Origin of the sequence: Citrobacter sp. S39, assembly GCF_009495675.1 — a bacterium.
Classification (GTDB): Bacteria; Pseudomonadota; Gammaproteobacteria; order Enterobacterales; family Enterobacteriaceae; genus Citrobacter; species Citrobacter freundii.
Map to the genome: position 1 here is coordinate 683,957 of NZ_CP045555.1, position 10,958 is coordinate 694,914.

General features: G+C 54.7%; 13 protein-coding genes and 1 riboswitch. Of the genes, 9 read left to right on the plus strand and 4 right to left on the minus strand.

From position 1 onward, the window contains the following. Nucleotide 1: 1 nt before the first annotated feature. From nfi to nudC, 3 genes are read right to left on the minus strand one after another with little or no spacing between them, the layout of a single operon-like run. The gene (gene nfi / locus GFB57_RS03135; protein WP_003033072.1) at nt 2-682 is read right to left on the minus strand and encodes a deoxyribonuclease V; all 681 of its coding nucleotides are present in this window, start codon (nt 680-682) and stop codon (nt 2-4) included. A 9-nt stretch (nt 683-691) separates the two neighbouring features. Continuing rightward, nucleotides 692-1,756 carry a uroporphyrinogen decarboxylase gene (hemE, locus tag GFB57_RS03140; RefSeq protein WP_003033073.1) on the minus strand — a complete coding sequence of 355 codons (1,065 nt, stop codon included), beginning with the start codon at nt 1,754-1,756 and terminating at the stop codon, nt 692-694. 50 nt (nt 1,757-1,806) lie between these two features. Next, nucleotides 1,807-2,580 carry an NAD(+) diphosphatase gene (gene nudC / locus GFB57_RS03145; protein ID WP_003033074.1) on the minus strand — a complete coding sequence of 258 codons (774 nt, stop codon included), beginning with the start codon at nt 2,578-2,580 and terminating at the stop codon, nt 1,807-1,809. 96 nt (nt 2,581-2,676) lie between these two features. On the opposite strand from nudC, the gene GFB57_RS03150 reads away from it, so the two are divergent. The 7 genes from GFB57_RS03150 to thiH all read left to right on the plus strand — a co-directional run bounded on the left by GFB57_RS03150 (nt 2,677) and on the right by thiH (nt 8,889). Beyond that, a complete protein-coding gene (locus GFB57_RS03150; RefSeq protein WP_003033077.1) occupies nt 2,677-3,165 on the plus strand; it encodes an Rsd/AlgQ family anti-sigma factor in 489 nt (162 codons plus the stop codon). A gap of 50 nt (nt 3,166-3,215) precedes the next feature. Then, a riboswitch (TPP riboswitch) is annotated at nt 3,216-3,441 on the plus strand. Nucleotides 3,442-3,521: 80 nt separating this feature from the next. Further along, nucleotides 3,522-5,420, plus strand: coding sequence for a phosphomethylpyrimidine synthase ThiC (thiC, locus tag GFB57_RS03155; RefSeq protein ID WP_003033079.1), 1,899 nt, complete (start codon nt 3,522-3,524; stop codon nt 5,418-5,420). After that, nucleotides 5,420-6,055 carry a thiamine phosphate synthase gene (gene thiE / locus GFB57_RS03160; RefSeq protein ID WP_003033082.1) on the plus strand — a complete coding sequence of 212 codons (636 nt, stop codon included), beginning with the start codon at nt 5,420-5,422 and terminating at the stop codon, nt 6,053-6,055. The genes thiC and thiE overlap by 1 nt, the downstream gene beginning before the upstream one ends. Continuing rightward, complete coding sequence (locus GFB57_RS03165; protein ID WP_003033085.1) at nt 6,048-6,806, plus strand: HesA/MoeB/ThiF family protein; 759 nt, start codon at nt 6,048-6,050, stop codon at nt 6,804-6,806. The genes thiE and GFB57_RS03165 overlap by 8 nt, the downstream gene beginning before the upstream one ends. Continuing rightward, the gene (thiS, locus tag GFB57_RS03170) at nt 6,787-6,987 is read left to right on the plus strand and encodes a sulfur carrier protein ThiS (protein ID WP_003033088.1); all 201 of its coding nucleotides are present in this window, start codon (nt 6,787-6,789) and stop codon (nt 6,985-6,987) included. The genes GFB57_RS03165 and thiS overlap by 20 nt, the downstream gene beginning before the upstream one ends. 1 nt (nt 6,988) lies before the next feature. Beyond that, on the plus strand, nt 6,989-7,759 hold the full coding sequence (thiG, locus tag GFB57_RS03175) for a thiazole synthase (protein ID WP_003033091.1): 771 nt from the start codon (nt 6,989-6,991) through the stop codon (nt 7,757-7,759). Then, nucleotides 7,756-8,889, plus strand: coding sequence for a 2-iminoacetate synthase ThiH (gene thiH, locus GFB57_RS03180; protein ID WP_003033093.1), 1,134 nt, complete (start codon nt 7,756-7,758; stop codon nt 8,887-8,889). Before thiG ends, thiH begins: the two co-directional genes overlap by 4 nt. Nucleotides 8,890-9,008: 119 nt before the next feature. Here thiH and cspG read toward each other — a convergent pair whose 3' ends face one another. Further along, entirely contained in the window at nt 9,009-9,221 is a 213-nt protein-coding gene (gene cspG, locus GFB57_RS03185; RefSeq protein ID WP_003033098.1) for a cold shock protein CspG, read from the minus strand. 1,091 nt (nt 9,222-10,312) lie between these two features. Here cspG and GFB57_RS03190 point away from each other — a divergent pair. Together GFB57_RS03190 and GFB57_RS03195 are read left to right on the plus strand one after the other, a co-directional pair. Then, nucleotides 10,313-10,618: a PTS sugar transporter subunit IIB gene (locus tag GFB57_RS03190; protein ID WP_003033102.1), complete on the plus strand. Its 306-nt coding sequence runs from the start codon at nt 10,313-10,315 to the stop codon at nt 10,616-10,618. Between the two features lie 4 nt (nt 10,619-10,622). Next, nucleotides 10,623-10,940, plus strand: a complete 318-nt coding sequence (locus tag GFB57_RS03195) for a PTS lactose/cellobiose transporter subunit IIA (protein ID WP_003033104.1) — start codon at nt 10,623-10,625, stop codon at nt 10,938-10,940. The last annotated feature ends 18 nt before the right edge of the window (nt 10,941-10,958 follow it).

Genomic DNA, 10,958 nt, shown 5'->3' on the forward strand with positions numbered 1-10,958 from the left:
TTTACCCGATATGGGGCGCTTTTGCTGCAAGCCGCGTAAAAGCCGGGCGTTCGGATGCCACCGCATCTGCCCAGCGCGTTGGTTCCGGCAGACGATAGCCGTTCATACAGCGTTGTACCCACGCCAGTGCGCTGTCCATACTCACGCGGTGGCCCGTAGAGATAAACAACGGGTTACAGCGCGCTTTGCTGCGCCAGACCCATGCCAGCTGTTCGCCTTTATCCAGCAATGGCACTAGCGCACCGGGTTCAGCAGCGAGCGGTTCAAACTTGCCACACAGCCGTTTTTTCGCCACACCAATCGTTGGGACGTCCACCAGCAGGCCAAAATGGCTGGCCACGCCCAGACGGCGCGGGTGCGAAATGCCGTGCCCGTCAACGAACAGCAGATCTGGCTTGTGCGAGAGCAGTTGCCAGGCGGCCATCAGCGCGGGGGTTTCACGAAAGGAGAGAAAACCGGGAATGTAGGGCATGGTAGTGGCGATGCGCGCCACCTTGTATTCAACCAGTTCAAGCGTGGGATACTTCAGTAAGACCATCGCGGCTCGCGTCACTTCGCCACCCTGCTCAAACCCAACGTCCGCCCCGCCGATCAGATCCGGCGGATCGTTCTTCAGACGATCCTCGCGGATCAATGAAGAGGCCAGTTCAAGCTGCTGCGCGCGTAATGACGCGAGATCCATAATGACTCCTTAGCGGTGGTACTGTTCGGACAACCGATGTACCGCCTCCACAAAGACACCCGCATGTTCTGGCGGGACGTCCTGATGAATGCCGTGGCCCAGGTTAAAGACATGCCCTTCGCCCTGACCGAATCCGGCCAGAATTGTCGCCACCTCTTCTTCGATGCGGGCTGGCGGTGCATACAGCATGGACGGATCCATATTGCCCTGTAGCGCCACTTTATGACCTACACGACGACGCGCATCAGCAATGTCAGTGGTCCAGTCGAGACCTAACGCATCACAGCCGGTTTCCGCCATCGCTTCCAGCCACTGACCACCGCCTTTGGTAAACAGGGTCACAGGTACGCGACGACCTTCGTTCTCGCGTAGCAGGCCATCGACGATTTTGTGCATGTAGTACAGGGAGAACTGCTGATAATCGCGACCGGTCAGCACACCGCCCCAGGTATCGAAAATCATCACCGACTGCGCGCCCGCTTTGATCTGCGCGTTCAGGTACAGCGTGACGCTCTTCGCCAGCTTATCAAGCAGCAGATGCAGCGCTTTAGGGTCGGCATACATCATCTTTTTAATCACGGTGAAGGCTTTGCTGCTGCCGCCTTCAACCATGTAGGTCGCCAGCGTCCACGGGCTACCGGAGAAGCCGATCAGCGGCACTTCGCCTTTCAGTTCACGGCGGATAGTGCGCACCGCGTTCATCACGTATCCAAGCCCATCTTCCGGGTCCGGGATCGGCAGTTTGTCGACGTCAGCCTTGCTGGTAATCGGAGAGGTGAAGCGTGGACCTTCTCCTGCTTCAAAATACAGCCCGAGTCCCATCGCATCCGGGATCGTCAGGATATCGGAGAAGAGGATCGCGGCATCAAGTTCATAGCGACGCAGCGGCTGCAGCGTGACTTCGCAGGCCAGCTCGGCATTTTTGCACAGCGCCATAAAATCGCCCGCTTCGGCACGGGTAGCTTTGTATTCCGGTAGATAACGGCCTGCCTGGCGCATCATCCATACCGGAGTGACATCAACGGGCTGGCGCAGCAGCGCACGCAGATAACGATCGTTCTTCAGTTCGGTCATTTTTGCAGTTCCTTATTGCGTCAGTCCATCAGTGTATCACCACTCGCTCTTTACTCGTACTCAGCCCGACACATTGCCACAGTATCTTCAATCAATCGACGCGCGACAGTACCCGGCGGGGGCAAGAGCGGTAAATCGTCATAGCGATACCAGTTCGCTTCCAGCAGCTCTTTCGGGTCGATGACGATTTCGCCGCTATCATACTCCGCCATAAATGCGGTCATCAAAGACTGTGGGAACGGCCACGGCTGAGAAGTGACATAACGCAGGTTTTTCACCTTAATGCCGCTCTCTTCCATGACTTCACGCGCCACCGCCTGCTCGAGGGTCTCGCCCACTTCGACAAAACCCGCCAGCACGGTATGCACGCCGTTGCGATGGCGAACATGTTGGGCGAGCAGGATGGAATCATCTCGGCGAATAGCGACGATTATGCAGGGAGCAATTTGAGGATAATAACGTTCACGGCAGTGACTACAGAGCATCGCCCACTCCGTTTTACTCGGGTGCATGGGATGGCCGCAGTAACCGCAGAATTTATGCGAGCGGTAAAACTCCGCCAGCTGTACGCCTCGTCCGGCCAGTTGAAACAGGCCAACGTCCTGGTCAATGACCTGGCGCACCGACCCCATATCGTGTCGACGCTGCTGCTGCACCAGCCAGACAGTTTCCCCTTCCCACTCGCCTATTGGCAGCGCGCGCTGACCAATCAGATCAAAACGGGCTGCGTCGCCATAAGGTAGCTCGCCATGAGGTAACCATAACTTTTGCTCATGACTGACAATCCACCAGCCGCTATCTAATTTTTCAATTATACGATCCATATCTCTTGCGCAACCTTTGCTTCACAGGCATGTTGTTTACATTATTTTTACATTTACGGGTGAGCAGTTCCTAAACACCATCTTGCGGAGTCAATCATGCTAAACCAGCTGGAAAGCCTGACGGAGCACGTCGGAGGAAGTAATAAACTGGTTGATCGCTGGCTACATGTACGTAAGCACCTGCTCGTGGCTTACTACAATCTGGTTGGCATTAAGCCTGGCAAAGAATCGTACATGCGACTCAATGAAAAGGCGCTGGATGATTTTTGTCAGAGCCTGGTCGATTACCTCTCCACCGGACACTTCAGTATTTATGAACGTATTCTCCATAAATTGGAAGGGAACGGGCAGCTTTTAAAAGCCACAAAAATTTGGCCGCTGCTGGAAGCCAATACGCAGCTGATCATGGACTACTATGACTCCAGCCTGGAAACTGCGATTGATCATGATAACTTCCTTGAGTTTCAAAAGGTTTTATCGGATCTCGGCGAAGCGCTGGAAGCCCGGTTCGTGCTCGAAGATAAGCTGATCATGCTGGTATTTGATGCGATGCACGAGAGTGGCACTCTCAAACGTCCTGCTTGAGATTTGTCGCATTAACGCGTAGTTTACATTCATTACCTCTTTACTGAGGTTACTTCTTGTCGGAGTGCTTATTTTCCACAAAAGCATTCGTGATGCGTCAAGGCGGCAAGTCAGTGAATCTCCAGGAGCTTACCTAAGTAAGTGGCTGGAGTGAGCGGACGAAGCCAACAAAGAGGCAGCGCGAAGGATGACGTGGAAAAGGCTGAGACCGTTAATTCGGGATCCGCGGAACCTGATCAGGTTAAGACCTGCGAAGGGAACAAGAGTCAATCTACAACCGTTCGCCTTTGGGCGATCGCCTCTCTTGCTTCATCCGTCGTCTGACAAGCCACGTCCTTACTTTTTTGGAATGAGCTATGTCTGCCACTACTAAACCATCACGCCGCGAACAGCGCGCGCAAGCCCAACACTTTATCGATACCCTGGAAGGGACCGCCTTCCCTAACTCAAAACGCATTTATATTACCGGTTCGCAGCCGGATATCCGCATTCCGATGCGCGAAATCCAGCTTAGCCCGACGCTGATTAGCGGCAGCAAAGACAACCCGCAATTTGAAGACAACGAAGCCGTGCCGGTGTACGACACCTCCGGGCCATATGGCGATCCTGACGTGGCGATTAACGTCCAGCAGGGCCTGGCGAAACTGCGCCAGCCGTGGATTGCGGCGCGTAACGACAGCGAAGAATTAGACGACCGCAGCTCCGCTTACACCAAAGAGCGCCTGGCCGACGATGGCCTGGACGAGCTGCGTTTCAGCGGCCTGCTGACGCCAAAGCGCGCCAAAGCCGGTAAGCGCGTGACCCAACTGCACTACGCCCGTCAGGGGATCGTCACGCCGGAGATGGAGTTTATCGCCATCCGTGAAAATATGGGCCGCGAGCGTATTCGTAGTGAAGTGCTGCGCCACCAGCATCCGGGGATGAACTTTGGCGCTCGTCTGCCGGAAAATATCACCCCGGAATTCGTGCGTGATGAAGTCGCTGCGGGCCGGGCGATTATTCCCGCCAACATCAACCACCCGGAATCCGAGCCGATGATCATCGGCCGCAACTTCCTGGTGAAGGTGAATGCCAACATCGGTAACTCGGCGGTCACTTCCTCTATCGAAGAAGAGGTCGAAAAACTGGTGTGGTCGACCCGCTGGGGCGCAGATACGGTGATGGACCTCTCCACCGGTCGCTATATTCACGAAACCCGCGAGTGGATCCTGCGTAACAGCCCGGTGCCGATCGGCACCGTACCGATCTACCAGGCGCTGGAGAAGGTCAATGGGATCGCCGAAGATCTCACCTGGGAAGCGTTCCGCGATACGTTGCTGGAACAGGCCGAACAGGGCGTCGACTACTTCACCATTCATGCTGGCGTGCTGCTGCGCTACGTGCCGATGACCGCTAAACGCCTGACCGGAATTGTCTCGCGCGGCGGTTCAATTATGGCGAAATGGTGCCTTTCTCATCACAAAGAGAACTTCCTGTTCGAACATTTCCGCGAGATTTGCGAAATCTGCGCCGCCTACGACGTCTCGCTCTCTCTCGGTGACGGCCTGCGCCCGGGTTCGATTCAGGATGCCAACGACGAAGCGCAGTTCTCCGAACTGCATACGCTGGGCGAGCTAACCAAAATCGCCTGGGAATACGACGTGCAGGTGATGATTGAAGGCCCAGGGCATGTGCCGATGCATATGATCCAACGCAACATGACCGAAGAGCTGGAGAGCTGCCACGAAGCGCCGTTCTACACCTTAGGGCCGTTAACGACAGATATCGCGCCGGGCTATGACCACTTCACCTCAGGCATTGGCGCGGCGATGATCGGCTGGTTTGGCTGCGCGATGCTGTGCTACGTCACGCCGAAAGAGCACCTCGGCCTGCCGAACAAAGAAGACGTGAAGCAAGGGCTGATCACCTACAAGATTGCCGCTCACGCCGCGGATTTAGCCAAAGGCCACCCGGGCGCGCAGATCCGCGATAACGCGATGTCGAAAGCGCGCTTCGAATTCCGCTGGGAAGACCAGTTTAACCTCGCACTCGACCCGTTCACCGCCCGCGCCTACCACGATGAAACCCTGCCGCAGGAGTCCGGCAAGGTCGCCCACTTCTGCTCGATGTGCGGGCCGAAGTTTTGCTCAATGAAAATCAGCCAGGAAGTACGCGACTACGCCGCCGCGCAGACTATTGAAGTGGGAATGGCAGATATGTCGGAGAACTTCCGCGCCAAAGGCGGTGAAATCTACCTCAAAAAAGAGGAGGCATAATGTACCAGCCTGATTTCCCGACCGTGCCGTTCCGCCTCGGGCTTTACCCGGTGGTGGACAGCGTGGCGTGGATTGAACGCCTGCTGCAGGCGGGCGTACGCACGATCCAACTGCGCATTAAAGATAAGCGTGATGAAGAGGTGGAAGCCGACGTCATGGCCGCCATTGAACTGGGGCGTCGCTATGACGCCCGCCTGTTTATCAACGACTACTGGCGGCTGGCGATTAAGCACAACGCTTACGGCGTGCATCTGGGCCAGGAAGACCTTGAAACCACCGATCTGAAGGCGATTCAGGCGGCGGGGCTGCGCCTGGGTGTATCCACTCACGATGATATGGAGATCGACGTCGCGCTGGCGGCTAAGCCTTCTTATATCGCACTCGGCCACGTTTTCCCCACGCAAACCAAGCAGATGCCTTCCTCCCCGCAGGGGCTGACGCAGCTGGCAAGCCATATTAACCGACTGGCCGATTACCCGACCGTCGCCATCGGCGGCATCAGCCTGGGACGTGCACCATCGGTGCTGGCGACCGGTGTTGGCAGCATTGCCGTGGTCAGCGCCATTACCCAGGCGGCCGACTGGCAGGCAGCCACGGCGCAGCTGCTCGACATAGCGGGAGTCGGCGATGAATGACCGCGACTTTATGCGCTACAGCCGGCAGATCCTGCTCGGCGATATCGCGATTGAGGGCCAACAAAAGCTGCTCGACAGCCATGTGCTGATTATCGGTTTAGGCGGGTTAGGTTCGCCTGCCGCGCTGTATCTGGCGGGAGCAGGTATCGGCAAACTGACGCTGGTAGACGATGACGACATTCATTTGAGCAATCTGCAGCGCCAGATCCTGTTTACCACTGATGATATCGCGCGTTCAAAATCGCAGATTGCCCAGCAGCGCCTGACGCGGCTCAACCCGGATATCGAACTGGTATCGCTCCAGCAGCGACTGAAAGGCGATGCGCTCCGGCATGCGGTAGCGCGTGCCGACGTGGTGCTCGACTGTACCGACAACATGGCCACGCGTCAGGAAATTAACGCCGCCTGCGTGTCGCTGAATACACCTTTGGTTACCGCCAGCGCCGTCGGTTTCGGCGGCCAGTTGATGGTGCTCACGCCACCGTGGGAGCAAGGTTGTTACCGCTGCCTGTGGCCGGATGATGTAGAGCCTGAACGCAACTGCCGTACCGCCGGTATCGTCGGCCCGGTTGTCGGCGTGATGGGCACCTTGCAGGCGCTGGAAGCCATCAAACTGCTTAGCGGCATTGCGACGCCCAGTGGCGAGTTACGCCTGTTTGACGGTAAAACCAGCCAGTGGCGCAGCTTCGCACTACGACGTGCCAGCGGCTGCCCGGTATGTGGAGGGCAACATGCAGATTCAGTTCAATGATGAGCCGATGCAGTGCGCCGAGGGACAAACCGTCAGCGGGCTGCTCACCGAGCTTAATCAGCTTAAACCGGGCGCGGCGCTGGCGCTCAATCAGCAGATCCTGCCGCGCGAGCAGTGGCAGCAGCAAATCGTGCAGGAAGGCGACCAGATCCTGCTTTTTCAGGTTATTGCAGGGGGTTGATATGTTACGTATTGCCGACAAAACGTTTGATTCACATCTGTTCACCGGTACCGGAAAATTTGCCTCATCGCAGCTGATGGTCGAGGCGATTCGCGCCTCCGGCAGCCAGTTGGTGACGCTGGCCATGAAGCGCGTGGATTTGCGCCAGCATAACGATGCCATTCTGGCCCCGCTTATCGACGCGGGCGTGACGCTGCTGCCTAACACCTCCGGAGCGAAAACCGCTGAAGAGGCGATTTTCGCCGCCCAACTGGCGCGTGAAGCGCTGGGCACAAACTGGCTGAAATTAGAAATCCACCCGGATGCCCGCTGGCTATTGCCGGATCCGATTGAAACACTAAAAGCTGCCGAAGCGCTGGTGAAACAGGGCTTTGTGGTGCTGCCCTACTGCGGCGCGGATCCGGTACTGTGCAAGCGGCTGGAAGACGTGGGCTGCGCGGCGGTGATGCCGCTCGGCGCGCCTATCGGCTCCAACCAGGGGCTGGAAACCAAAGCGATGCTGGAGATTATTATCCAACAGGCGACCGTGCCGGTGGTGGTTGATGCAGGCATCGGCGTCCCCAGCCACGCCACGCAGGCGCTGGAAATGGGCGCCGACGCGGTTTTGGTCAACACGGCAATCGCGGTAGCCGACAGCCCGGTAATGATGGCCACCGCTTTCCGTCTGGCAGTTGAAGCAGGCCTTTTGGCGCGCCAGGCGGTACCTGGAAGCAAAAGCTGGCAGGCAAATCCCACCAGCCCGCTAACCGGATTCCTGGAGGCCTTCGCATGAAAACGTTCAGCGACCGCTGGCGACAGCTGGACTGGGACGACATCCGCCTGCGCATCAACGGTAAAACCGCCGCTGACGTGGAGCGCGCCCTCAACGCTTCGCATCTTAGTCGCGACGATCTGATGGCATTGCTCTCTCCTGCCGCCGCCGATTATCTGGAGCCGCTTGCGCAACGGGCGCAAAAGCTCACCCGCCAGCGTTTTGGCAACACGGTGAGCTTTTACGTGCCGTTGTATCTCTCCAACCTTTGTGCCAACGACTGCACCTACTGCGGTTTTTCGATGAGCAACCGTATCAAACGCAAAACGCTGGACGAAGATGAGATACAACGTGAGTGTGCGGCTATCCGTGAGCTGGGCTTTGAGCATCTGCTACTGGTCACCGGTGAACATCAGGCCAAAGTGGGGATGGATTACTTTCGTCGCCATTTGCCTGCCATTCGCCGCCAGTTTGCCTCTTTACAGATGGAAGTACAGCCGCTGTCAGAGGCTGAATATGCGGAGCTGAAGACGCTGGGGCTGGATGGCGTGATGGTGTATCAGGAGAGCTATCATGAGGCGATTTACGCCCGCCACCATCTGAAGGGGAAAAAGCAGGATTTCTTCTGGCGACTGGAAACGCCGGACCGGCTGGGCCGCGCAGGGATCGACAAAATCGGTCTTGGCGCGTTGATTGGTTTGTCCGACAGCTGGCGGGTTGACTGCTATATGGTAGCTGAACATCTGCTGTGGATGCAGCAGCATTACTGGCAGAGCCGCTACTCTATCTCCTTCCCTCGCCTGCGCCCATGCACCGGAGGCGTTGAGCCTGCATCGATCATGGATGAGCGACAGTTGGTCCAGACCATTTGCGCGTTTCGTTTACTGGCACCAGAAATTGAGCTGTCGCTCTCCACCCGCGAATCGCCATGGTTTCGTGACCATGTGATCCCGTTGGCGATCAACAACGTCAGCGCCTTCTCAAAAACCCAGCCCGGTGGTTATGCCGATAACCACCCCGAACTGGAACAGTTCTCCCCGCACGACGATCGTCGCCCGGAAGCCGTTGCTGAAGCACTGATGGCGCAGGGATTACAGCCCGTGTGGAAAGACTGGGACAGCTATCTGGGACGCGCGGCACAGATGCCCTAAGTCCAACGCTATCGCATAAACAAAAAAACCCGCTTTCGCGGGTTTTTTCTTCACTGGTGCTTAACTGCTCGGGCTCTGGCCTTCATCGCTATCGTAAGCCTTCGTGAAATTATCGGCGTTTACAGCGCGACAACGTTAACAGCAGACGGGCCTTTAGCGCCATTCTCCACGGAGAACTCCACCTTTTGACCTTCGTCTAACGTTTTAAAATCGTTACTCTGGATAGCGGAAAAATGCACAAACACATCCTTGCTACCGTCCTGAGGAGTGATAAAGCCGAAGCCTTTATCAGAGTTAAACCATTTTACTAAACCAGTCATTTTGTTAGACATAGATACTTCCTTTCATGTTTTTGAGCCGCTTATGCAGCGAAGATGGCCTGTTTTGCAGAAATTAACTTATGGGGCACTTAGGGAGGAGGCTCATGAAGAAGAGTATCTGAGGATAACGCTTGAACTGAGAACTGCTTTACTAAAACTGCTTGCATAAGGTCTGTGTTCCAAACCGATGCCGCTATAGTAGACCTACTTCTAATCATTAAGCAAGCATTAATTTTTTTAATACCCACTGAGTGATGCAATGTTGAACCAACGCGGCTAAGCATCCTGGATAACAGCTTGATCTACAATGAACAAAAGCCCCGACTATTGCAGTCAGGGCTTTACGTTACTACACACTTCAAATTTAACATTAATAAACTTAACGATTTAATACTGCTGATGGTACTACTTTAAAATGTACACGTTTACTACAGATAATATTGGATATTGATACTAACTAAAGCTTTCCTCTATTTACCGTTAAACACATTCCACCCGCTTGATAATAGAACTCAAGGCTGGTGACCTAAACAAGTACACTTCCCCTCGCGACACATACTCTTTGATGCGTTGCCTTATTTCCCTCGTGATAACTAAAAAGCAGAAATCACGAACAATTACTATTAAATCATGGCGTTACATCGTCGCGTTTTACTGATTTTTTGCGATTAGATATATCAACTACGTGGCCTGAAAGCATTGTCGAGGTGAAAAAATAGCGTTTTCAGCATCGACTATCCCATACAAAAATACTTCGTGGCCTTTATCGCAAACCCCAATCAAGCTCTACTAACACTTACTACGTTAACAGCAAACTACAATTTCTCCGCTGTTAAGTATTAACATACGGGTTTAAAAAACGCTGTCAATACTGTTTTTTATAACATGTCTTTATTGACAGTAATTATATATTCCAGCATGTGATAAGCGAGTCAAAAAGCCGCTGGTCCCGGTCCAGATCGCAGGGTTTGACCTCTTTTTGTAACCGGTTTCAGAAAAAGTGGCTTTCTTTGTGATGCCTTGCACACAATCGTTGCAAAGCAGTTGTTGCTATAGCTGGCTCGCGATAATTATCAACTCACACATGTTGATCGAGACTGCTTATGAAAAACATCGTTTTATGCTGTGCCGCCGGAATGTCCACCAGCATGCTGGTGCAAAGGATGAAAGATGCCGCCCAGAAAAAAGGCGTCGACGTCACTATCAAAGCCGTCCCGGTGGCCGAGTTTGAAGAGAATATCGCTACAGCGGATATCGTTTTGCTCGGTCCACAGGTTAAGTATGAACAGGCCAAGCTACAGGCGATCGCCGACCCACTAGGCAAAAAGGTCGCCGTTATAGACATGATGGATTACGGCATGATGAAAGGCGATGCGGTACTGGACAAGGCGCTGAAACTACTGGAGTGATGGTATGGAAGAGTTAGAAACGATCATCATGGAGTTATTGGTAAACGCTGGCGCTGCACGCAGCCAGGCCCTGACGGCATTGCAACTGGCGCGTAAAGGTGATTTCTCCGGTGCAGAACAAGCGATGACGGAATCACGCGAGTACGTTAAACAAGCGCATAAAATCCAGACCCAGCTGATCGGAATTGACGAAGGAACCGGCAAGCTACCGGTTAATCTCATCACCGTCCATTCGCAGGATCACCTGATGAACGCGATGGTGATTCAGGATTTGGCGGGAGATATGATTGAGCTTTATCGGCGGTTACCGCCGGTAAATTAATGACACTGCCGGATGGCT